At 66.6% G+C, this 23,674-nt stretch carries 13 protein-coding genes; 6 read left to right on the top strand and 7 right to left on the bottom strand.

Translation table 11 applies throughout. The features are described 5' to 3' along the window. Positions 1–73 precede the first annotated feature (73 nt). Both AC3AYF_RS01980 and AC3AYF_RS01975 read left to right on the top strand, forming a co-directional pair. Entirely contained in the window at positions 74–8,929 is an 8,856-nt protein-coding gene (locus tag AC3AYF_RS01980) for a GH36-type glycosyl hydrolase domain-containing protein (RefSeq protein WP_487779346.1), read from the top strand. A gap of 88 nt (positions 8,930–9,017) precedes the next feature. After that, positions 9,018–9,833: a transglutaminase-like domain-containing protein gene (locus tag AC3AYF_RS01975; RefSeq protein ID WP_487779345.1), complete on the top strand. Its 816-nt coding sequence runs from the start codon at positions 9,018–9,020 to the stop codon at positions 9,831–9,833. A 159-nt stretch (positions 9,834–9,992) separates the two neighbouring features. On the opposite strand, the gene AC3AYF_RS01970 is transcribed toward AC3AYF_RS01975, so the two are convergent. Next, positions 9,993–11,690, bottom strand: a complete 1,698-nt coding sequence (locus tag AC3AYF_RS01970) for a methyl-accepting chemotaxis protein (RefSeq protein ID WP_295034906.1) — start codon at positions 11,688–11,690, stop codon at positions 9,993–9,995. A gap of 467 nt (positions 11,691–12,157) precedes the next feature. Between AC3AYF_RS01970 and AC3AYF_RS01965 the strand changes: the two genes are divergently transcribed. Then, positions 12,158–12,409, top strand: coding sequence for a hypothetical protein (locus AC3AYF_RS01965; protein ID WP_295034908.1), 252 nt, complete (start codon positions 12,158–12,160; stop codon positions 12,407–12,409). Beyond that, positions 12,406–12,600 (top strand): hypothetical protein, encoded by a 195-nt coding sequence (locus tag AC3AYF_RS01960; protein WP_295034910.1) that lies wholly within the window; start codon positions 12,406–12,408, stop codon positions 12,598–12,600. The genes AC3AYF_RS01965 and AC3AYF_RS01960 overlap by 4 nt, the downstream gene beginning before the upstream one ends. Positions 12,601–12,666: 66 nt before the next feature. On the opposite strand, the gene ku (AC3AYF_RS01955) is transcribed toward AC3AYF_RS01960, so the two are convergent. From ku (AC3AYF_RS01955) to ligD, 3 genes are read right to left on the bottom strand one after another with little or no spacing between them, the layout of a single operon-like run. Next, complete coding sequence (ku, locus tag AC3AYF_RS01955) at positions 12,667–13,902, bottom strand: non-homologous end joining protein Ku (protein ID WP_295034912.1); 1,236 nt, start codon at positions 13,900–13,902, stop codon at positions 12,667–12,669. Then, positions 13,895–14,668, bottom strand: coding sequence for a non-homologous end joining protein Ku (gene ku / locus AC3AYF_RS01950; RefSeq protein WP_295034914.1), 774 nt, complete (start codon positions 14,666–14,668; stop codon positions 13,895–13,897). The genes ku (AC3AYF_RS01955) and ku (AC3AYF_RS01950) overlap by 8 nt, the downstream gene beginning before the upstream one ends. A 58-nt stretch (positions 14,669–14,726) precedes the next feature. After that, positions 14,727–17,462 (bottom strand): DNA ligase D, encoded by a 2,736-nt coding sequence (gene ligD, locus AC3AYF_RS01945; RefSeq protein ID WP_487779344.1) that lies wholly within the window; start codon positions 17,460–17,462, stop codon positions 14,727–14,729. Between the two features lie 441 nt (positions 17,463–17,903). On the opposite strand from ligD, the gene AC3AYF_RS01940 reads away from it, so the two are divergent. Together AC3AYF_RS01940 and AC3AYF_RS01935 are read left to right on the top strand one after the other, a co-directional pair. After that, a complete protein-coding gene (locus tag AC3AYF_RS01940) occupies positions 17,904–19,118 on the top strand; it encodes an acetate/propionate family kinase (RefSeq protein ID WP_295034919.1) in 1,215 nt (404 codons plus the stop codon). Between the two features lie 43 nt (positions 19,119–19,161). Continuing rightward, positions 19,162–21,600, top strand: a complete 2,439-nt coding sequence (locus tag AC3AYF_RS01935) for a phosphoketolase family protein (protein WP_487779343.1) — start codon at positions 19,162–19,164, stop codon at positions 21,598–21,600. Positions 21,601–21,606: 6 nt separating this feature from the next. On the opposite strand, the gene AC3AYF_RS01930 is transcribed toward AC3AYF_RS01935, so the two are convergent. The 3 genes from AC3AYF_RS01930 to AC3AYF_RS01920 form a co-directional block, all read right to left on the bottom strand. Next, complete coding sequence (locus AC3AYF_RS01930) at positions 21,607–22,362, bottom strand: cytochrome c oxidase assembly protein (protein ID WP_295034923.1); 756 nt, start codon at positions 22,360–22,362, stop codon at positions 21,607–21,609. Beyond that, entirely contained in the window at positions 22,359–22,823 is a 465-nt protein-coding gene (locus AC3AYF_RS01925; RefSeq protein WP_487779342.1) for a DUF2243 domain-containing protein, read from the bottom strand. Before AC3AYF_RS01925 ends, AC3AYF_RS01930 begins: the two co-directional genes overlap by 4 nt. A gap of 318 nt (positions 22,824–23,141) precedes the next feature. After that, positions 23,142–23,674: chromate transporter (locus tag AC3AYF_RS01920; protein ID WP_487779341.1), on the bottom strand; the 533-nt coding region annotated here is incomplete at its 5' end.

The following is a 23,674-nucleotide window of genomic DNA, read 5'->3' as shown; positions in this document are numbered from 1 at the left end:
CATGGCATGGCGTTACCGCCTCGATCCGGGTCCTGATCCCCTCGGTCGGCGGCAGGAGATCACCAATGCATCGATGCAACGATTTGCCGATCGCTCCTCCCCGCCCCTCGTCGCACGGGGGCAGGCCATGAACGCCTGGTGGCGTCGAGACGACGCCAGTGCCAACTCGCCTCCCCCCTGGGATGCCAGGACGCCGGTCCGCGAAGAGCTCTTCGGCCCGGAACGGCTCGAGCAGCACGCCCAGAGCCTCGCGCTGGCACAGCCGATCACCCTGCATCCGCCAGCGGTACTGCCCCTGCATCGACGACTGCACGACAACACGGTGGCACTGGGCGCCGCTTATCGCAGCATTGCCAACGAAGTCGCCCAGCGCCGCAGCATCGTGCCAGCCGCGGAGTGGCTGCTCGACCACTACCACCATGTCGAGAAACACGTCAGCGACATCGGGGAGGATCTGCCGCCGGGTTACTACCGCCAGTTGCCCAAGCTGGCCGACGGTCCCTTCGCCGGCTACCCGCGCGTGCTCGGCCTGACCTGGGCCTACGTCGCCCATACCGACAGCCATTTCGATCCCCTCACCCTGTCCCGGTTCATCAACGCCTACCAGCGTATCGAAGCGCTGACCATCGGCGAATTGTGGGCGATCGCCATCAGTCTGCGCCTGGTGCTGGTGGAGAACCTGCGCCGGCTCTCGGACCAGATCATCCGTGCGCGGGAAGCCCGGGACGAGGCCGATATCCTGTGCGAAAGCCTGCTGCGACGGGAGGCCGATGGCCATTCGCTGCAGGCTTACGCCCATCTCGACATCACCGACCCCTTTGCCGCCCACTTCTACGCCCAGATGGTCAAGCGCCTCAAGGATCAGGATCCCGGCAAGGTACCGGCGCTGGTCTGGCTGGAGCAGGAGTTCGCCCGCCAGGGCACATCGACCGCCGCCGTGGTGCACAACGCCCACCAACGCCAGGGCGCGTCCAACGTCAGCGTCCGCAACGTGATCACCAGCCTGCGTCACATCGCCGATTTCGACTGGGCGACCCTGGTCGAGCAGGTCAGTCTGGTCGACCGGCGCCTGCGCGCGGACAGCCGCTTCGCGGAGATGGACTTCGCCACCCGCGACCGCTACCGCAACGCCATCGAGCAACTGGCCCGCGGCTCGCACCGGGACGAACTGCTGGTGACCGAGCAGGCGCTTGCCGCCGCGCAGGCCGAGCTTGCCCCGGATTGCCAGCCGGCCGACGCGGAACGACGTACCGATCCGGGGTATTACCTGATTGCCGACGGTCGTCGCGAACTGGAGCGATCGCTGGGCTTCCGCCCGCCCCTCGCGCTGCGGGTTCGCCGGGCCGTGCTGAAGCTGGGGCTGGCCGGCTACGCCTGCGCCACCAGCCTGATCACACTGCTGCTGCTGGGACTTGCCGTGTGGGCGCTGGGAGCGGCCGGGCTGGCGCCGATGTGGCAACTGCCATGGCTGGTACTGATCTTCCTGCCCGCCTACGAGGTGGCGACGGCACTGGCCAACCGCGCCCTGGGCGAAGGTGTCGGCGGCGAGGCGCTGCCCGGCCTGGCACTCGAGGAGGGCGTTCCCACGACGCTCAGAACACTGGTCGTGGTACCGGCCATGCTGACCGAAGCGGTCGCGCTGCGTGAACTGATCGAGCGCCTGGAAGTGCACTATCTCTCCGGCACCGGCGGCGACCTGACCTTCGCCCTGCTGCTGGACGGCCGCGATGCCAATACCGCCGAACTCGCCAGCGACGACATCCTGCTGGCCAGTGCGGTGGACGCCATGGCGCGCCTCAACCAGCGTCATGGCAACGGCCCGGCAGGCCCGCGCTTCCTGCTGCTCTATCGCCGCCGGCTCTACAATGCCAGCGAGGGCTGCTGGATGGGCTGGGAGCGCAAGCGCGGCAAATTGACCGAGCTCAACCGCCTGCTGCGTGGCGCCGACGATACCTCCTATATCTCCGTCGATGGCCACACGCCCTGGGTGCCGCCCGGCGTGCGCTACGTGGTCACGCTGGACAGCGACACCCGCCTGCCTCGCGACACCATCGCCAGGCTGGTCGGCAAGATGGCGCACCCGCTCAATCAGCCGGTTTTCGGGCCCAGCGATCGGGTCGTTCGCGGCCACGCCATTCTCCAGCCCCGGGTGACGCCCTCGCTGCCCATCGGTCGGCAGGGCTCGCGCTACCAGCGGCTGTTTTCCGCCCCCGGCGGCATGGACGTCTACACCGCCGCGGTGTCGGATCTCTATCAGGACCTGTTCGGCGAGGGGTCGTTCGCGGGCAAGGGTATCTACGCCGTGGACGCCTACGAGCGCTCGCTGGTGGGCCGGATTCCCGAGAACAGCCTGCTCAGCCACGACCTGCTGGAGGGCATCTTCGCGCGGGCCGGTCTCGCTTCGGATGTCGAAGTCGTCGAAGCCTACCCGGAGCGTTACGACGTCGCCTCCAGACGCCAGCACCGCTGGACACGGGGTGACTGGCAGCTACTGCCCTGGTTCTGGGGGAAGCGTTCGGACCGCCAGGCGCTGACCGCCGTCGGCTGCTGGAAGATCGCCGACAACCTGCGCCGGTCGCTGCTGGCGCCGAGCCTGTTCGGCGCGCTGATGATCTGTGCCTGGCTACCGATGTCGGCCGCACTGACCGCCCTGGCACTGACGCTGGCCTGCCTGATCATTCCCGCGCTGATCCCTGTCGTCTCGGCGCTCGTGCCCCATCGCCGCGACGGCAACTGGCGCCATCACTGGCGGACACTGGCCCGGGACCTGCGAACCGAGATGGGGCGCTGCCTGCTGAGCCTGACCCTGCTGGCGGATCAGGCGTGGCAGATGGGCGATGCCATCCTCCGCACGCTCTTTCGCGTCTACGTCTCCCAGCGCCATCTACTGGAGTGGACGACGGCGTCACAGCTGGCCGGCAACGAGCGTCTCGGCGCGGCCGGCTTCGGCCGCGAAATGGCCGGCGGCACGCTGCTGAGCCTGGCGCTGGCGCTGATTCTGGCGATCGTCGAGCCACCGGCCTGGATCGTCATTCTGCCGCTGCTGGTGCTGTGGCTGGTCGCCCCGCTGATCGCGCTCTGGACCAGCCGCGCCCCCACCGACACCACCGACAACCTGCGTCTATCGCCACCCCAGGCGCAGGCGTTGCGACGCATCGCCCGACGCACCTGGCAGTTTTTCGACACCTTCGTGACCGCGGACTCCCACGCGCTGCCACCGGACAATTTCCAGTTCGACCCCAAACCGGTCATCGCCCAGCGCACCTCGCCCACCAACATCGGCCTCTACCTGCTGGCGTGCGTCGCCGCGCGGGATTTCGCCTGGATCGGCACCCATCGCGCCGTGGAGCGACTCGAGGCCACGATGGCCACGCTGCTCGTGCTGGAGCGCTGCAAGGGCCATTTCTACAACTGGTACGACACCCGGACACTGGCGCCGCTCGATCCGCTCTACGTCTCCACGGTCGACAGCGGCAACCTGGCAGGCCACCTGATCACGCTGGCCAACGCCTGCGACGCCTGGATCGCCCACCCGCATGTCCTCGACCCGCGCAACGGCCTCGCCGATACCCTGCTGCTGTGCCGCGAGGACATCGCCGCCACCGAGTCGCTCGACGCCGAGACGCGGACGGCCCTGCTCGACGAGCTGGATTCGCTCTCCTCCCATCTCGAAGCGATCGGCTACGGCATCGAGTATTGCGATGCCCTGCGGCAGTCGATCGCTACCTGCCAGCAGCTGCTGGAAGCGCAACCCGGCGCCCCCTCGGAGGCCGACGAGGCGACCGGAGAGGTCTCGCCGCAGCGCTGGATGCTGATCCTGCAGCACTGCCTCGACGAACACCGACGCGACGCCGAGGACACGGCGCCCCTGGCCCAGGCCACCGCTGCCTCGGGCGATGCTGCGGAGGCCGCACCCGAGGCCACCCTGGCCCAGCGCCTGCAACTGCTGGCGACGCAATCGCGGCGGCTCGCACTGGAGATGGATTTCCACTTCCTGCTGGTGCCGGAGCGCAAGCTGATGTCGATCGGTTACGCCCCCCAGGAGGATCGGGTCGACGAAGGCTGCTACGACCTGCTCGCTTCCGAGGCGCGCCTGGCGAGCCTGCTGGCGATCGCCAAGGGCGACCTGCCCACCCGCCACTGGTTCCGCCTGGGCCGGGCGGTGACACCGCTGAAAGAGGGCGTCGCGCTGATCTCGTGGTCGGGCTCGATGTTCGAGTACCTGATGCCCTCGCTGGTCATGCGCGCACCGTTCGGCAGCCTGCTGGAGCAGACCAACCGGCTGGTCGTGGCCAGCCAGCGCCTGTATGCCAGGCGCCATGACATCCCCTGGGGTATCTCTGAATCCGCCTACAACGCGCGGGACATCGACTTCACCTATCAGTACTCCAACTTCGGCGTGCCGGAACTGGGGCTCAAGCGGGGGCTCGGCGACAACCTGGTCATCGCCCCCTATGCCACCGCACTGGCGACCATGGTCGCGCCGCGGGCCGCGCTGGAGAACTTCGCCCGCCTGCAAACGATGGAGGCGGAGAGCCACTTCGGCTTCTTCGAGGCGATCGACTTCACCCCGACGCGGCTGCCGATCGACCGGACCTTCGTCATCGTGCGCAACGTCATGGCCCACCACCAGGGGATGACCATCGCCGCCATCGCCAACAGCCTGCTCGAGGGACGGCTGCGCAGCCACTTCCATAGCGAGCCGATCATCCAGGCCAGCGAGCTGCTGCTGCACGAGCGCCTGCCACGGGAGGTCGCGACCCTGCCATCTCCCAACGATGCCCGGCACGCCGCGCCGTCGAGCGGCGCCGCCACAGCGGCGGCGGCAGCGGTGCGACGGCACGTCGGAGAGCCCTCCTCGGCGCCTCCGGTGACCCACCTGCTCTCCAATGGACGCTACAACGTGATGCTGACCGCCGCCGGCGCCGGCTTCAGTCGCTGGCAGCGCCAGGCGATCACCCGCTGGCGCGAGGACGCCACCAGCGACGACTGGGGCAGCTTCATCCTGCTGCGCGACCGCGAGAGCAACGTGCGCTGGTCCGCTGGCGCGCACCCGCTGGCCAAGGTAGCCGACTGGCGAGAGGTGGTCTTCGCCGAGGATCACGCCCGTTTCACCCGTCGCGACGGTGAGATCACCACCACCCTCGAGGTGCTGGTCTCCGGTGAGGACGATGGAGAGGTACGACGTGTCTCGGTCACCAACGGCGGTCGCCATGCGGTGACCATCGAGCTGACCTCCTACGCCGAGGTGGTGCTGACCCAGCCGCCCACCGACGATGCCCACCCGGCCTTCGCCAAACTGTTCGTCGAGACCGATTTCGTCGCCGACTACGCCGCCCTGACCGCGACCCGACGCCGCCGGGACGCCAACGAAACGCCGATCTGGGCGGCACACTTCGCGGTGGTCAAGGGGGAGTGCGAAGCGCCGCAGTACGAGACGGATCGCGCACGCTTCCTGGGCCGGGGGCGTCAGCTCGGCGATGCCCTGGCGCTCGCCGGCCAGCCGCTGTCGAACACCACCGGGGTGGTGCTGGATCCGATCTTCTCGCTGCGCTACGTGCTGCACATCACGCCTGGGCACGTCGCCCACGTCGATTTCTGGACGGTGGTCGCCGAGAGCCGCGAATCGATGCTGGCACTGATCGACATGCATCACGACACCAGCGCCTTCGAACGCGCCCGCACCCTGGCCTGGACCCAGGCCCAGGTGCAGCTGCGCCATCTCGACATCGAGCTGGAGGAGGCCGCCGATTTCCAGCGCCTGGCGGCGCCGATCCTCTACAGCGATGCCCGCTTCCGCTCCTCCTCCGAGGCGCTCGAGCGCGGGCTGGCGATGCAGTCCAACCTCTGGCCGATGGGGATCTCCGGCGACCTGCCGATCGTGCTGCTGCGTCTCGGCGAAATCGAGGAGGTGGCCTGGCTGAAGACGCTGCTGCGAGCCCACGAATACTGGCGGGCCAAAGGGCTCGGCGTCGATCTGGTGGTGCTCAACGATCGCGCCCACTCCTATCTGGAGGAGTTGCAGGAGGCGATCGAGTCGGCCGTCCGCGCCAACCGACCGCCCCCCCATGTCGATGGCGACCTGGCGCTGGGCTCGGTCTACACCTTGAGAGCCAACCAGTTGAACCTGGCCAGCCAGGAGCTGCTGCTGGCCGTGGCCCGGGTGGTGCTGACGGCGCGCAAGGGCGCGCTCACCGCCCAGCTCGACGCGCTGCTGGCGCCGCCCTCGCCCAGGCCCGCCGCCGGCGTGCTTCCCCGGGCCGAGAAGCTCGGGTCCGGCGCACCCAGGGCCGAGGTCCCGTCCCTCGACGTCCATCGTGACCCCCTGGCGCACCCGACCGTCGTGCCCAACGGCAAACCCGACACGCCGGCCGCGCCACCGCGACCGGCGGTGGCCCCCTCCTCGCGCCCGCCGCTGGGGGATCTGGTCTTCTTCAACGGTACCGGCGGCTTCGACCGTGACGGACGCGAGTACGTCTGCGTGCTCGACAATGGCGATACCACACCGCAGCCCTGGATCAACGTCATCGTCAACGCCGGTTTCGGTTTTCAGGTCTCGGCGGAGGGCGGTGGCTATACCTGGGCGGACAACAGCCGCGAGAACCAATTGACGCCATGGTCCAACGATCCGGTCAGCGACCTGCCCGGCGAGGTGATCTACGTCCAGGATGCCGACAGCGGCGCGCTGACCACCGTCACCGCTCGCCCATGTCGCACGCGCCCCGGACATCAGGCCCGCCATGTCGCCCGTCACGGTTTCGGCTACACCCGTTTCGAGCACGACACGCCCCAGCTATCCATGTTGCTGCTGCAGTACGTGCCGTTGAACGACCCGATCAAGATATCGCGGCTGACACTGGAAAATCGCACCGCGACCCCCCGCCGGCTGATGGTCACCGCCTACACCGCCTGGGTGATGGGCACGTCGCGGGCCAGGACCGCACCGTTCCTGATCTCCCGCCACGATCCCGTCACCGGCGCGCTGTTGATGCAAAACCCGTGGAACCAGGCCTTCCCGGGACGAGTCGGATTCGTCGACCTGGACGGCCGCCAGAGTCGCTGGACCGCCGACCGCCGCGAGTTCCTCGGCCGAGGCTCGCTGGCCGCGCCGGAGGCGCTGACCAAAATGCGCCCGCTGTCGGCAAGCGTCGGGGCGGGGCGTGACCCTTGCACGGTGCAGCAGTGCGAACTGACGCTGGCCCCCGGGGAGACGGTCGAAATCGTGGCGTTCATGGGCCAGGCCAGCGACGACGAGGCCGCCCGGGAGTTGATAACGCGCTATCGACGCACCGATCTCGACGCCAAGCTGGACGAGGTCGAAGCCTACTGGCAGACGCTGCATGGGGCCTTGCAGATCAGCACGCCGGACCCGGCCATGGACCTGATGCTCAACGGCTGGCTGACCTACCAGACCCTGGCCTGTCGCATCGTGGCGCGCTCGGCGTTCTACCAGGCCAGCGGCGCCTACGGTTTCCGCGACCAGCTGCAGGATGGCATGGCGCTCACCTTCGCCATGCCGGCGCTGGCGCGACATCACCTGCTGCGCGCCGCCGGTCGCCAGTTCGTCGAGGGCGACGTACAGCACTGGTGGCTGCCGCACTCCGGCCAGGGCGTGCGCACCCGGATCTCCGACGACCGGGTGTGGCTCGCGTTTGCCGCCGCGACTTACATTCAGGCAACGGACGACCCCGCGGTGCTGGACGAACGCGTCGGCTTCCTGGAGGGGCCGCCGCTGGCGCCGGAGGCCCATGACGACTTCGCCCAACCGCTGACGGCCGACGAGACGGCGTCGCTGTTCGAGCACTGCGCCCGCGCCCTGGACCAGGCTCTCGAGCGGTTCGGCGAGCACGGCCTGCCACTGATCGGGACCGGTGACTGGAACGATGGCTTCAATCGTATCGGCGAGGCGGGTCGCGGCGAGAGCGTGTGGCTGGGCTGGCTGCTGCTGCGCACGCTGCTGCTGTTCGCGCCGCTGGCCGACACCCGCGACGCGCCGGAAGCGCGGGCCCGCGCCCAGCGCTGGCGGGAACGCGCCGAGACGCTGCGCCAGGCGCTGGAGAGCGAGGCCTGGGACGGTCAATGGTACCGCCGCGCCACTTTCGACGATGGCCGGTGGCTCGGCACCCACGACAACGACGCCTGCCGGATCGACGCCATCGCGCAGTCGTGGGCGGTGCTGTCGGAAGGTGCCGACCCCGAGCGCGCCGCCCAGGCCATGGCGTCGGTGTCACGCCACCTGATCCGCCCCGAGGAGCGACTGGCGCTGCTGTTCACGCCGGCGTTCGACCGGACCGCAATGGAGCCCGGCTACATCAAGGGCTATCCGGCGGGGCTGCGGGAGAACGGCGGGCAGTACACCCATGCCGCGATGTGGTCGATCCTGGCGTTCGTCAAGCTGGGCCAGGCCGACCAGGCCTACAGGTTGTTCTCGCTGCTCAACCCGATCAACCACGCCCTGACACCGGAAGAGGTGGCGCGCTACCGCGTCGAACCCTACGTGATCGCCGCCGATGTCTACTCCGAGCCGCCTCACGTCGGACGCGGCGGCTGGACCTGGTACACCGGCTCCGCCGGCTGGATGTACCAGGCCGGCGTGGCCGGCATCCTGGGGATTCGCCGGGAGGGTCGCCGGTTGATCGTCTCGCCCTGCATTCCCGATGCGTGGCCGGGCTTCCATGCCACCGTCAACCTCGAGGGGAGCGCCTGCATGATCCGCGTCGAGCGACCCTCCGACGACCGGCCCGCCGGTGCCACGCTGGATGGAGAGCCGCTGCCCGACAGCGCTTGCGAAGCGTGGCTGACCCTGGACGGCGAACCTCACCTGCTGATCCTCCGTCTCGCCGAGCGCGGCCCCGCTCCGGCACTGCCCGGTTCCGTCCCGCAAACCTCCCCGCCACCGACGGCCACTGCCGCCGACGGCGAATCATGAACGACCGCCGACTCCGGCCCCGCGCGGGGCGCCTGACGGCCACCCGTGCGCCAACACTCGCCATTACGGCCCCCTGGAGAAACCGCTCATGAGAATTCAGCTCGGTTGCGAGATGATCTATCAGTTCGCCGCACCCACGCCGATGATCGCCATGCTCAACGTGCATCATTCACGCTTCTCCAGCCTGGAAGGCCCGGATCACCTGATCACCTCGCCGATGGTCAACCTGTCGAGCTACCGCGACAGCTTCGGCAACTGGTGCAACCGCATGGTGGCGCCGGCCGGCACCTTCACGCTCGGTACCAATGCGATCCTGCATGACGACGGCGGCTACGATCCCGTCGGTCTCGATGCCCGCCAGCATCCGGTGGAAGAGCTTCCCTCGGAGGGGCTGCAGTACCTGCTGGGCAGCCGTTACTGCGAGACCGACCTGCTCAGCGAGATCGCCTGGCAGCGGTTTCAGGGCACGCCGCCGGGATGGCCCCGTGTTCAGGCGATCTGCGATTTCGTCAACCAGCACCTCACCTTCGGCTACGAGCACTCGCGACCGACACGCACGGCTTCCGAGGCCTATCACGAAGGGGTGGGTGTCTGTCGCGACTATACCCATCTCGCCATCACGCTCTGTCGCTGCATGAATCTGCCGGCCCGCTACTGCACCGGCTACATCAGCGACATCGGCAAGCCGCCGCCCTACGCCGACATGGACTTCGCCGCCTGGATGGAGGTCTATCTGGGAGGCCGCTGGTGGACCTTCGACCCGCGCAACACCGCGCCCTGCATCGGCCGCGTGCTGATCGCCCAGGGCCGCGATGCCACCGATGTTCCGCTGACTCATACCTTCGGCCCCAATACCCTGGGCGGCTTCAGCGTGTGGATCTATGAGCTGGCGCCCAAGGCGTGAATGGAGAGGGATGTACAAACGAACGGAGAGGCGGGAAAGGACAGGGAGGCGGGAACGGGAATGACGCGATGACGCCGATGGGATGAACAGACGATCCGCGAAGCCAAAAGCGCCCCGATGGGGGCGCTTGGCGAGGATATCGCGTTCAGAATGTTGCTTTCAGAAAGACGTCCACTCTTCGGTTTCGGCTTTCTGCGGTGCGGTGCTGGCCCGCGGGCGCGCCGGCGTCTGAGGCCGCACCGGCGTCATGGCCGAGGCGTTGGATGACGCCGTGGCCGAGCCCGACGGCAACGCCTGCGTAGTACCGCTGGCCGCCCCCTTGAAGAAAGAGACCTCTCTCAACAGCGCCGCGGCCTGACTCTGCAGCGAGCGCCCGGCGGCGCTGGACTCTTCCACCAGGCTCGCATTCTGCTGGGTCACGCCATCCATCTGGGACACGGCGGTGTTGATCTGATCGATGCCCTGCGCCTGCTCGCGGCTGGCCACCGCGATCTCCCCGACCAGCGTGGTCACGCGGGCGACGCCTTCGACGATCTCCTCCAGCGCGTGGCCCGCGCGATTGACCAGTTCGGTACCGGTATCGACCTGACCGATGCTATCCTCCACCAGTTTCTTGATCTCCTTGGCGGCATCGGCACTCCGCCCGGCAAGATTCCTCACCTCGCTGGCCACCACGGCGAAACCGCGGCCCTGCTCGCCGGCGCGTGCCGCTTCCACCGAAGCGTTGAGCGCCAGCAGGTTGGTCTGGAAGGCGATCTCGTCGATCAACCCGACGATACCGGCGATCTTGCGGCTCGAGGCGTTGATCCCCTCCATCGCCTTGACCGCCTTGTCGGCGACCTCGCCGCCAGCGTTGGCTCGCTGGCTCACGTCGTGGACGAGCTTGTCGGCTTCGGCGGCGTTCTCCGCATTCTGGCGCACGGTCGAGGTGATCTCGTCCATCGATGCCGCCGTCTGTTCGAGGCTCGCGGCCTGCTCCTGGGTGCGGCGACTGAGATCGTCGGTGCCCTGGGCGATTTCGTCCGCCGCGGTGCTGACCGATTCGGCGTTGCCGCGTACGCTCATGACGACATGGGAGAACTGGCTCTCCATCGCCTTCAGCGAGCGCAGCATCACGCCGAACTCGTCCTTGCAGGTGATATCGATCGGATTGTCGAGATTGCCGTCGGCCATGGCGTTGGCGAGGTCCTGGGCTTTACCCAGCGGGGTCATGATGCCGCGGATCAACCAGAGCGCCAGCAATATGCCCGCGATCAGTGCGCCGATCATGGTGCCGATGACGAGTTTGCGTTCCCACTCATATAGCGCGACCGCTCCCTCGTAGGCCTCGGCGGCCTGCGCGCTGTTGCGGTCCACCAGTTGCTGGATGTCGCCGAGCGTTTCCGAATAGCGTTCGCGCAGCGTCGTCGTGGCGATCTCCCGGGCGCGATCGAAATCATTGCCGATCATGGCGGTGGTGAGCTCGGCAATGGTGGACCGCAGGTTGCCCAGCGAGGTGATGAAGGCGTCGGCCATCTCCCTCTCGATGGGACCGCTGATGCGATTGGGATAGTAGTCTTCCCAAGCCGCATCGATGATGGCGTCGTTTGCGGCGATCTCACGCTGCGTCGTCCGCGCCGATTCCGGGTCGCGATCCCGCTGTTCCGCAGTAATCTTGACCCGGTTGCCGAGCAGCGCCCGGTCGATACGGTTTAGATGCCCCAGTGTCAGAACGTTACCTTCGTAGGTCCGCTTCAGGGCGTCGTTGGTGGAGCTCAGACCGAACAGCCCGACGACTCCGACGACGAACAACATGACGACACAGGCGCCCAGGCTCGCGGCCAGGCGAAATTTCACGCTTCGATTCAGTAGCAGCATGGCAAGACCCCCGATAGATGCCCTCGGCTCTGGCCGTCGGGCGGGTGTAACTGGCTCCGGCAAGCGTGAGAACACCAACATCATTCCCGCCATGCCGTGAGACGCTCTATCGGCCGCTGTACAAATAAAATTAATTTAATTTAGGGCGGGGTGCGCTTTTCGCTCGCTCCTTGCAGGTCGTTGGCATACAGAACACTGATAGAAAAGGAGAAAAACCTTTATTGAAAACCGATTAGGCGTGAATGCGCCTGCGGGATGCCAGACCCCTTTTCCACGGGAACGGGCCGCCTATCGCAAACAACTCTTGTACTAAAAATCAATCTTGTACAATTTTTACGGCTATGCCAGAGTGTCGAAACGCCAGCAGGGATCGCTGGCGGGACCGACAAGGATCGTCGAACCGCAACGGGCAGGGACTGCCTGACTTGCTGGCCAGGACGGCCAGCCTCTACCAAGGAGGGAGGATCATGAGACACCACATTTCATGCACCCGCTGTGGCAATACCCAAGCTATCTCCGCGGACAGCCCCCGGGATTGGGATGAGATCACCTGCACGGAGTGCGGCGAATTCATCGATACCTACGGCCACCAGACCGATCTCGCCTCGCCCAGCTATACGCTTCATGCGCTGAACCTGTCGCGTGGATTGATCCTGCAGATGGCAAGGGAGAGCGTCCACCGGCTGGAGCGACAGCCGGCAATGCGACGTTCGGCATGATGACCGTCACCTTGAACCTCGACTGCAGCGTCTGCGGCCATCATCGGTTCCACCTGCCCATCAAGCAGGAGGAGGGGGCGCGCGTCACCTGCGCGAACTGCTCGGCATACAAGTGCCAGATACGGGATCTCGAGAAGGCCCTGATCGCCGCGGGCCGGAACCGATATCGCACGGCCGTCTCCGCCGCCTGATCCCGCTTCGATCGTACCGTACCGTCTTGGCCGCTGTTGCCGATGTTCAGCGCTCCCTACCCAGCGCTAATTCTGCTCTCGCAACGCCTCGATCAACTGCGTCTTGTTCATGCCGCTGCGCCCGGCGAGGTCGCGTTGCCGGGCCAGTTGGTAGAGCGCTTCACGGGAGAGCCGGGTCAGTTCGGCCTTGGCGGGTGCCCTGCGGGATCTCCTCGATGCCGGGCTGCGACCGGAAGCCTTGTCCTGCGTATCGGAAGCACGGGCGGACGACGAGGATTTTCGCTTCGACGCGCTCCCTTTACCCTTACCTCCTTTATCTTCGCCTCCTTTCTCCTCGCCTCCTTTACCTTCGCCTCCTTTACCTTCGCCACCTTTCCCCTGGCCCCCTTTTGGGGTCGGTTCGACCCGCCCACGCTTGAGACTGCGCTTGAGCACCTGCATCAGATCGATGACCTCGGCGCCCTCTTCGCTCTCGTTACCTTGGTCCGCATCCCGCGAACGGGTAGCTTCGACCGGGGCGACATCCTGATGACGCCGACGCTTCTGACGTGCCCGTTTCTTGAGCGCTTCGATGTGGGGATCGATCAGTTCGTCGGGGTCAAAATGGTTGGCGTCGAGCTTGTCCATCGCCTGCCGGATCCGCCGCTCGCGCTTCGCATCCGGCTCACCCGGCGGCTCCAGGCCGATGCTTCGCGGCGTGCGCAGTTCGTCATGGAAGCGCAGCGCCTCGGCACGCAGGATGCCGTTCTCGGCGATGATCGCCACCAGCACCTCGCGTCCCCGCATCACCAGCGTGGCGATTCCCGCCCGCCCGGCATTTTCCATCGCCGCGGCCAGCAGCCGATAAGGCTTGAGCGCGCCATCGCCGCGAGCCGAGCGAGAGTCCGGCACCAGAAAGTAGGCGCGTCGAAAATAGAGCGGATCGAGCTGGTCCAGCGGAACGAACCGGCTCAACTCGATCTCGCGCCGGTGCTCGAGCGTGGCGTCCTCGATCTCCTGATCCTCGACGACCGCGTAGCGGTCCTCGCCGACCTCGACGCCCCGGGCTAGCTCGCTCGACTTGAGCGGCTTGCGCCCGGTCTCGCTGAAGAACCGGCGGTACAGCGGCCTGCCCCGATCGTCGACCTCTTTCAGCGTGACATCACGCGAATGCTGGGCGGGGTAGAGACCGACCGGGAGATTGACCAGCCCGAAGGCGATGGTGCCGGACCAGAACGGTCGCGGCCCGCGAAAGCCGCTAGCGTGGTGATGCCGCTCGTCCGGCTTCGATGTTTTCGACTTTGTCGTCTTCGATTCAGGCACGCTTGCGCTCCCGGGCCAGGCTGGCCTCGAGTGACGACGCGATATCGTCGGCGGATTCCTGCCGGCGGCGGCGCTTGACCTTGAGTCGCTTGCCACTGCGCTTGGCCTCCACCAGTGCTTCCAGTCGCTGACGATACTCGTCCTGGTAGGTTGCCGGCTCGAAGTCGGCGGCGTACGTCTCGACCAGGTCGGTCGCCATCTTCACCTCCCTGTCGTTCAGCTTGGCACCGCCGGGGGGATCGAGGGCATCGGCGTCGACGACTTCGTCGAGATGGCGCAGGGTGATCAGCACCGGGTGGCCGTCGTGGTCACGCAGCGCACCGACATAGGCCTTGTGCCGCATCACCCAGTGGACCAAGCCTTCCCGTCCGCTGCTGGCGAGCGCGGCGGCGAAGGCGTCGAACGTGCCTTCGTCTCCATCCGGGCCGAGATAGTAGGGGCGCTGGTACCACTGGTTGTCGATCGTCCCTGGAGGCAGGAAGTGCATCACCTCGATGTCCCGCGAGGGCGCCGGCGCCAGTTCGTCGAGCTCGTCGGTGTCGAACAGGATCCGATCCCGCTTGCCGACGACGGCCTTGTGCCGGTCGTCGCGCGACACGGTCTTCCCGCTCCGGGGCTCGATCATCGCCTGATGCACGGGACGATGCCGACGCCGGTCGAGCAGTCGAAAATGGACGTGGCGGTCGCTGACCGCCGTATAGAGCTTGACCGGCACCCGCTCCTCGCCAAAACCGATGACGCCTTTCCAGACCGCGCGAGCGCTCATCGTTCTCTCCCCTCGACTGTTCCGGTCATCCACGCGGCCCTCCTGGTCCCGGCAGTCATCACAGCTCCATCCCGGCATCGCGGCAGCGCTTCTTGGTCAGTCGCTGGCGGGCGTCGTCGAAGCCCTTCCACGGGTCGTGCTTGAGCGAAGCCAGCCGGCGCGGCAGGTTGGCCAGCGTGTAATGATCGGCTCTCAGTTTCGGCCCGAGCGCCTCCCAGCGAATCGGCGTCGCCACCGGCGCGCCGGGCTTGGCGCGTACCGAATAGGAAGCCACCGCCGTGGCGCCACGGCCGGTGCGCAGGTAATCGAGGAACACTTTGCCGCGGCGAGCCTGCTTGGACATGTTGAGCGTCAACTGGTCGGGATGACGCTCGGCACAGCGTTCACACACGGCTTCGGCAAATCCCTTGGCGGTCTCCCAGTCGGCATGCGGTTTGAGAGGAACCACCAGATGCAGGCCCTTGCCGCCGGTGGTGCGCAGGAAGGCGGTGAGTCCGAGCTCGGACAGCCCCTGGCGCAGCTCGCCGGCGACATCGATGACCGCCTGCCACTCGCAGTCCGGTGCCGGATCGAGATCGAACACCAGTTGATCGGGGCGCTCGAGATCGTCGACGCGGCTGTTCCAGAGGTGAAATTCGACGGTGCCCATCTGGACCAGCGCCACCAGGTCGGCGGCACGGCGCGCGTAGAGATAGTCGTGCCTGCCGGATTTTTCGGCGATGGCCACGCTCGGCAGGCTGTGCGGCATGGTCTCGCTGGGATGCTTCTGGACGAAACACGTCTCGCCGACACCGCTGGGGCAGCGCAGCAGCGTCAACGGCCGCTCGGCGAGTCCGGGCAGGATCCACCCGGCATGCTCGGCATAGTATTCGGCCAGCGCCCGCTTGGTGATGCCCTGGTCCTCGAACAGCACCCGGTCGGGGTGCGTCAGCCGAATGCCCTCGATCTCGACGTCGCCGCCACCGGATCGCCTCCGGGTCGAACGCTTTTGGGGAGCAGGTTCACTCGCTTTCTCGCTCATGGACGGCTCCGTCGCTCGCTGCTGGCTCAGCCGAATGTCGTGGGGATCGCGATCCTCGCGCAGGCCGCGAAAGCGCGGATGGCGCAGGCGGCCATCGTGGGTCCATTCGCTGAAATTGACGTCGATCACGCGCTTGGGCGTGACCCAGTGGCTGCTGGCCAGATCGGGAATGTCGCGCTCGACGAAAGGCGAGGTCTTGCGCGGCGAGCGCGCCAGCGCCCGCTGCCACTCGGCGAGCTGAGCGTGGGAGAACCCGGCGCCGACCCGGCCGCAGTAGCGCAGCTTGCCATCGTCGTCGTAGGCGCCGATCAGCAGCGAACCGAAGCCGCTGCGCGAGCCTTGCGGATCGGTATAGCCGCCGACCACGAATTCGGCCTGGCACTCGGTCTTGGTCTTGAGCCAATCCCGGTTGCGGCGGCCATGATAGGGAGAGTCGGCACGCTTGGAAACGATACCTTCCAGGCCCTGGCGACTCGCCTGCCGGTAGAACGCCGCACCCTGGCCTTCGATGTGATCGGTATAGCGCAGCAGGCCACTGTTGCCGATCTTCACCGCGTCACAGATCTGCGCCAGCAGCGTCTTGCGGTCGCGCAGGGCGACGTCGTCGAGCGCCATCCCTTCGAACCCGAGGCCGTCGAGATAGCGCAGATCGAAGATCTGATACACCAGTCCGGCGGTCTTCTCCTCGCTCAGCGCCCCCTGCAGGCGCCGGAAGTCGCTGATACCGTCGCGTCTCAGCGCGACGACCTCGCCGTCGAACAGCGCCTTCTCCAGCGGCAGCGCTTCGATCGCCTCGGCGATCTCCGGAAACCGGTCCCGCCAGTCGTGACCGTTGCGCGTCAGCAGGCTCACCCTGCCTCGGTCGAGCCGCGCCAGAACGCGGTAGCCATCGAACTTGATCTCGTGGAACCAGTCGTCATCGTCCGGCGCCTCCTCGACCAGCGTCGCCAACTGCGCCGCAGGCCGAGCGGGGAGGTTGGCCTTGCGCGCGCCCTCGAGCTGACCGGGATCGATCTTGACGGCCGGGGCCTTGCGACCGCTGCTCGAGCGCCTGCTCGCGGTTTTCGATGAAGGTTTTGACGACGAGGATCGGGAGGATGAGGACTTCTTTGATGAGGACTTCTTTGATGAAGATTCCTTTGACGAGGACTTCGAAGCCGAGCCTGTTGATGCTGAGGTGGTTGATGAAGAGCCTGTCGATGAACAGGATTGGGACTTCCCTTTGGCGATCTCCGTCATGCGCCGGTTCGAGGCCACGCTGACGTCGTCCAGGCTGTCGGGCACGTGGGAACCGGCGGCGTCGTGGCGTTTGATCATCAGCCACTGCTTGCCGTCCTGCCGCTTTCCGCCGCTTCCTCGGCCACTCATTCGCTTGAGCGTCCAGGCCCCCTTGAGCTTGGCGCCGTCGAGCTCGAAATCGATCTGGCCGTCATCGTGCTTGCCGCTCACCCGCCATTCGCCACGGTCCCAGATCATCACCGTTCCGGCACCGTAACCGTCAGGGATCACCCCCTCGAAATCGCCGTAGTCGAGCGGGTGGTCCTCGACCTGAACCGCCAGGTGCTTCTCGCCGGGCTCGAGGCTGGGCCCCTTCGGCAGCGCCCAACTGCGCAACACGCCGTCTTCTTCCAGCCGCAGGTCATAGTGCAGTTGGCTGGCGTCATGCTTGTGAATCACGAAACTCGACCGCGAACGCTGCTTGCCGCGTTTGCCGCGAGGTTCCGGCGAGCGCGAGAAGTCACGCTTGTTGCGGTAGGTCTCGAGATCAGCCATCCGTCGCTCCCACGATGATCCTGCAAATCGACAGCTTTCAGCCTAGTCAACGCCGCTTTCCGCGCCAGAGCATTAACCCAGGTCAGTCAGCGATACGCTTAAGCTTCTCCCTGGCGAACCGGAATCCACTCGTCCCTTTAACCTGGATCAGTCACCTCGCCCTCCGAACCCGCTAACTTGAGGGAGTCCGACATCGCTCATCACGCGGTTCCGATACCCATTCCGCGGTTCCGGCGAGAGTGGCCTACGAGAGTGATGGGCGCCAGGTGGACCCGGCACTGCCGCCCCCGCGAAGCGCATCAAGACCGCGGGCCGGGCGCCTTCTTGATTTGAAGGGTGGGCTCGGGTCGACCACGCTGATACCCATTCGCCCCTATCGAAGCCTCGCCGTCGGTTCGTCGCGATGGCAGTTCATCCGTCGTGACGAAAGGAGATGCCCTCATGGCAGCAGCGCGCCCTTGCATCATTGCCCTCAACGCCGGCTCCTCCAGCATCAAGCTATCGCTGTACCACCTCGACGGGACGGCGCCGCCCGAATTCGTGGCCAGGGTCCAGGCCGAGGAGATCGGCGATTCGCCGCATCTGTCCGGCAGGCTGGCCGATGGGACGGATTTTCTCGACGAGACCCCGGCCAGCCACGCCCTCGCGGATCACGACAGCGCCTTTGCCCGGTTGCACGAAGCCCTCGCGCAACAGTTCGGCGAGCTGAAACTGGCGGCGGTCGGCCACCGTATCGTCCACGGCGGCAACCGCTTCCCCCGCCCGACGATCATCGACGCCGCCACGCGTGAAGATATCGCGGCGCTCAGCCCGATGGCACCGCTGCACCAGCCCCACCATCTGGAGGGGGTCGACGCCGTCAGCCGGTTCGCGCCCGGGACGCTGCAGGTCGCCTGTTTCGATACCAGTTTCCACCTCGAGATGCCGATCGTGGCCCAACTGACCGGCCTGCCCTATCGCTTCTTCGAGCAGGGCCTTCGTCGCTTCGGCTTTCACGGTCTCTCCTACGAATACATCGCCGGACGCCTGGACGATGTCGATGAACGGTTAGCAAAGGGCCGCACCATCGTTGCGCACCTTGGCAATGGGGCCAGCCTGTGCGCCTTGCAGGCCGGCAGGAGCGTCGATACCACCATGGGTTTCACCCCCCTCGAGGGCCTGCCGATGGGGACGCGCCCGGGGAGTATCGACCCGGGGCTGACACTCCATCTCGAACAGGAGCTCGGGTTTACCCCCGAGACGCTCCAGCCATTGCTCTACCACGAGTCCGGGCTGCTCGGGGTGTCCGGCATCGACAGCGACATGCAGACGCTGCTGGAGAGCGATTCCCCCCGCGCGCATCTGGCGATCGAATTCTTCGTCCACCGCGTTGCCCAGGAGATGGCACGCATGGCGGTCAGCCTGGGCGGTATCGACGGCATCGTCTTCACCGCCGGCATTGGCGAGCATGCCGCTCCGATCCGCGCGGCCGTCGTCGATCGGCTGGCACCGCTATGGCCGGTCGCGCTGGACGAATCCGCCAACCGGGCTACCGAACCTGGGCGCATTTCGACCCGGAACAGCGCCATCGCCGTTCATGTCATTCCCACCGACGAGGAGGCGACGATCGCCCGCCACACCTGGCGACTCCATCGGGAGCAGTCGGCGCATGCGTAGCGCCAGGCGTCGTTCCAGCCACCGTTACCCCAGGAGAACTCGCATGACTTCCTCCATGAGCCAATCCACGACGATCCGCCGACTTCCGATCGACAAGGACGAGGAGCTGCTGAAGCGGGTCGATCACTGGTGGCGTGCCGCCAATTATCTCGCCGTCGGCCAGATCTACCTCATCGACAACCCTCTGCTCGAGAAACCGCTGACGCTCGACCACATCAAGCCACGCCTGCTCGGGCATTGGGGTACGGTGCCGGGGCTCAACCTGATCTATGCCCATCTCAACGCCCAGATCCAGCGTCGCGATCTCGACGTGATCTATCTCGCCGGCCCCGGCCACGGCGGCCCGGCGCTGCTGGCCAACCTGTGGCTGGAAAACAGCTACAGCGAACATTTCGAGCACGTGCCACGCGATGCCGAGGGCATGCGGCGACTGTTCCGCCAGTTCTCCACGCCCGGCGGCGTGCCCAGCCACGTCAGCGTGCCGACGCCAGGCTCGATCCACGAAGGCGGCGAGCTGGGTTACGTGTTGACCCACGCCTTCGGCGCCGTATTCGACAACCCCGGGCTGATCGCGGCCGCCGTGGTGGGCGACGGCGAGGCGGAAACCGGCCCGCTGGAGGGCTCCTGGAAGGGCGTCAACTATCTCAACCCGACCCGGGACGGCGCGGTGTTGCCGATCCTCCACCTCAACGGCTACAAGATCGGCTCGGCGACGGTGCTGGCGCGCAAGAGCGACGACGAGCTCGACCACTACTTTCGCGGCCACGGCTACGCGCCGATCTTCGTCGAGGGCAACGAGCCGGATAGCGTCCATCGCGACTTCGCGGCGGCGCTTTCCAAGGGGCTCGATCAGATTCACGAGATTCAGCAACGAGCGCGCCACGAAGGCATCGATCGCCGTCCGGTTTGGCCGATGATCGTACTGCGCACCCCCAAGGGCTGGACCGGGCCGGTCTCCGTGGGCGAGTTGCCGGTGGAAGGCACCTTCCGTGCCCACCAGGTGCCGATGAGCGGGCTGAAGGAGCATCCCGAGCGCCTGCAGCAGCTGCAACGGTGGATGCACTCCTACCGCCCGGAAGAGCTCTTCGACCCACAGGGCAGGCCCAGAAAGATCATCACCGCACTCTGCCCCGCCGGCGAGCGGCGCATGGGCTCCAACCCGCACGCCAACGGCGGCAGGCTGCGCCAGGCGCTGGCTTATCGGCCGCTCGCGAACTACGCCGTCGAGCTCGCCGAGGCGCAGCGGGGTCGCGAGCTTCACGGCTCCACCGAGCGCCTGGGCCGATTCATGCGCGATATCTACATCGACAATCCGCACAACTTCCGGCTGTTCTGCCCCGACGAGATCAAGTCCAACCGGCTCGACGCCGTGCTGGAAGCCACCGATCGCTGCTTCATGGGGCCATTCGACGACAACGACGAGAAGCTCTCCATGGGCGGCCGCATGCTCGAGGTATTGAGCGAGCACAACTGCAACGGCTGGCTCGAAGGCTATGTCCTGACCGGCCGCCACGGCCTGTTCGCCAGCTACGAAGCGTTCACTTCGATCATCGACTCCATGGCGATCCAGCACGCCAAGTGGCTGGAGCACGCCCGCGACGTACCGTGGCGCGCCTCGGTCCCATCGATGAACTATCTGCTGACCTCGACCTGCTGGCGCAACGACCACAACGGCTTCAGCCACCAGGGGCCGGGGTTCATCGACACGCTGCTGAGCAAACAGCCGCAGGTGGTCAGGATCTACCTGCCGCCGGATGCCAACACGCTACTGGCCACCGCCCGTCACTGTTTCGACAGTGTCGACCACCTCAACGCCATCGTGATCGACAAGCATCCCCAGCTGCAGTACCTGACCATGGACGAGGCCGCCGAGCACTGTCGCCAAGGTCTCGGCATCTGGGAGTGGGCCGGCAACGACGGCGAAGGCGATCCGGATATCGTGATGGCCTGTGCCGGTGATATCGCCACTCAGGAGACCTTGGCGGCGGTGGATATCCTGCGCACCTACCTGCCGGAGCTGGCCGTGCGCGTGGTCAACGTGGTCGATCTCATGACGCTGCGCCTCGACCACCCCCACGGCATCGACCAGGATCGTTTCGTCGAGCTGTTCACGGCCGACCGGCCGGTGGTCTTCGCCTTTCACGGCTTCCGTGGCGTGGTGCACCAGTTGATCCACAATCGCCCCGAGCCCGAGCGCTTCCACGTTCGCGGCTATCAGGAAGAGGGGACCACCACCACCCCGTTCGACATGACGGTGCTCAACCACATGAGTCGCGCGCATCTGGCGCTGGACGCCCTGCGCTATCTACCGGACCAGTGGGAGAGTGCCGCCACGCTGATCGGCGACCTGCAGGCGCTGCTGCAGAAGCACCACGCCTATATCCGCGAACATCTCGACGATATCCCGGAGATCACCCGGTGGACCTGGACCGGCGGCAACGTCCAGCTGCCGCTGGACGAGGACGATCATGCCGGGGCATGACCGGGATTACGGCGTCACGCCCCGGGCCCCGGCCGGCTGCCGATAACGCGACCGGACCCACTGCCGCGCTAGCAAGTAGGCCAGCAGCGCTTCCGGCAGCTCCCCGGCGTAGAACATCAATTCCGCGCCCTGCTGGACCTGATCGGGCGGCACCGAGGCGGGGAAGTGAAACCGGGCCATCCATTTGGACAGCGTCGCGTGTGCCGCCATCGATACCACCAGCACGCCGAAGCGCCATTCGAGGGAGGGGCGTCTCGGCGCCGGGTCCGGCCCGGCAATGGCCCAACTGAACAGACACCCGGCAACCACGAAATGCCAGTGCAGCCACAGGGCGAAGCCGGGAGAGTGGCGCATCGCGCTGTAGAGATCGGTCAGGTACAGCGCCATCATGCCGCCGATATTGAGCAGCGCCGCCGTGACGGGATGGCCCAACACGCGAATGGGAGGCAGGGATACGAACCTGACCCAGCGCCTGCCCCAGTGCGCGGGCACGTTCTTCAGCGCCAGGCTCACCGGCGCCGCCATCACCAGCCCCAACGGCGCGATCATCCCCGCCACGAGATGCACCGCCATATGGCCGCGGAAATCATCGTGCGCCCACTGCATCGATGGTGGCGACATCACCGCGACGATCGCCAGCGCGCTGCCCACGAAGAGGGCCAACCGCCACAGCGGCCAGCCCCGGCCGCGCCGCTTCGCTCGCCACCAACCCCAGGCATAGAGTGCGGCCAGCGCACCGAAAACCAGCGTGAACCCGCTCACCGCTGGCTCAGCGCCTCGCCCCGCCGGGCCCGGCGCAGCAGCCAGTAACCGATGGCGAGCAGCAGCTGGCCGGCCAGGTTCCAGCCGAGGTCATACATCAGCAGATTGTCGACGTAGCGAACCTGGTGAAGCCCCAGTATCTTGTGGTCGACGATGCCGTCGAAGAGCTGGAACCCGCCCATTCCCAGCAGGAACCCCGCGCCTCGGTAACCGGGGGCGTGCTGTCCGGTCTCGTGGAGCCGCAGCATCAGCGCGCCACCGATGACCAGCATCACCAGCTCCAGCGTGTGCAGGAGCCCGTCCGAGGCCAGCGCCAGCGCCGAGTTGTCGGTTTCGACGAAGTGGTGCCAGGCCAGTACCTGATGAAATACGATCTCGTCGAGCGCCGCCATGATACCGATGCCCAACAGGACGGCGGCCAGCATCGTCGCCCCGGTTCGCCGCTGAACCCGCTCGCTCATATCGATCCCCTCGTGCAGATACGTCTTCACTTCGCGACGCCAGGCGGATGCAAAAAAAACCCCGACCGCTGGGGCCGGGGTTAGATCGTGGCGATTCCTTGCCAACTCGCCATGGCATCCTGCCATGCGTCCCTGTGAACATCGCTTCCCGCGACTCCTTCCTTGGCACTGCGTCTTCCTGACGCTGCAAGATCACCGTACGCCCTCGAGTCATCGATGAAGTTCATACAGGTTAAAGAAGGGCGGAAGATATGTTTCTTTATGTAACACAACCCCGCTTTGCCGCTCGGCAGCCATCGATGGCTCGTCGCTCGCCCATCAGCCAGCCAGCACAGTGACCAGGGGGAGCGCGATCACGACCAGCCACGCCGGCCAGCGCCATACCGTCAGCAGCAGGAAGCCGGCCAGGGCCAGCGCGAAATCGGCCGGCTCGACAATGGCGCCTTGCCAGATTGGGGCGTACAGCGCGGCCCCCAGAATGCCGACCACCGCCGCGTTCGTGCCCTGGATCAGCCTCTGCGCGGTCGACGAGGCGCGCAATCGGTCCCAATGCGGAAGGACGCCCACCAGCAATAGCATGCCCGGCAAAAAAATCATGACCGTCGCCAATGCCGCCAGTATCCCGCCATGGACGCCGGGAGCCATCGCCGCCCCCAGATAGGCGGAGAAGGTAAATAGCGGCCCCGGCACGGCCTGCGCTGCCCCGTAACCGGTCAGGAACGTGCTCTCCGATATCCAACCGGGATCGACCACCTCGGCCTGCAGCAGCGGCAACACGACATGGCCGCCACCGAAGACGAGCGCTCCGGCTCGAGAGAACGCATCCATGACCGCGCCGACCTCGCCACCCC

This window comes from Salinicola sp. (assembly GCF_982684285.1).
The sequence above is the reverse complement of the archived record's forward strand: the minus strand, read 5'-3'. Positions and strand labels throughout refer to the sequence as shown.

Coding starts and splice junctions, on each gene's coding strand:
- AC3AYF_RS01980 (WP_487779346.1), top strand. CDS start 74: ATGCAACGATTTGCCGATCGCTCCTCCCCGCCCCTCGTCGCACGGGGG.
- AC3AYF_RS01975 (WP_487779345.1), top strand. CDS start 9,018: ATGAGAATTCAGCTCGGTTGCGAGATGATCTATCAGTTCGCCGCACCC.
- AC3AYF_RS01970 (WP_295034906.1), bottom strand. CDS start 11,690: ATGCTGCTACTGAATCGAAGCGTGAAATTTCGCCTGGCCGCGAGCCTG.
- AC3AYF_RS01965 (WP_295034908.1), top strand. CDS start 12,158: ATGAGACACCACATTTCATGCACCCGCTGTGGCAATACCCAAGCTATC.
- AC3AYF_RS01960 (WP_295034910.1), top strand. CDS start 12,406: ATGATGACCGTCACCTTGAACCTCGACTGCAGCGTCTGCGGCCATCAT.
- ku (WP_295034914.1), bottom strand. CDS start 14,668: ATGAGCGCTCGCGCGGTCTGGAAAGGCGTCATCGGTTTTGGCGAGGAG.
- ligD (WP_487779344.1), bottom strand. CDS start 17,462: ATGGCTGATCTCGAGACCTACCGCAACAAGCGTGACTTCTCGCGCTCG.
- AC3AYF_RS01940 (WP_295034919.1), top strand. CDS start 17,904: ATGGCAGCAGCGCGCCCTTGCATCATTGCCCTCAACGCCGGCTCCTCC.
- AC3AYF_RS01935 (WP_487779343.1), top strand. CDS start 19,162: ATGACTTCCTCCATGAGCCAATCCACGACGATCCGCCGACTTCCGATC.
- AC3AYF_RS01925 (WP_487779342.1), bottom strand. CDS start 22,823: ATGAGCGAGCGGGTTCAGCGGCGAACCGGGGCGACGATGCTGGCCGCC.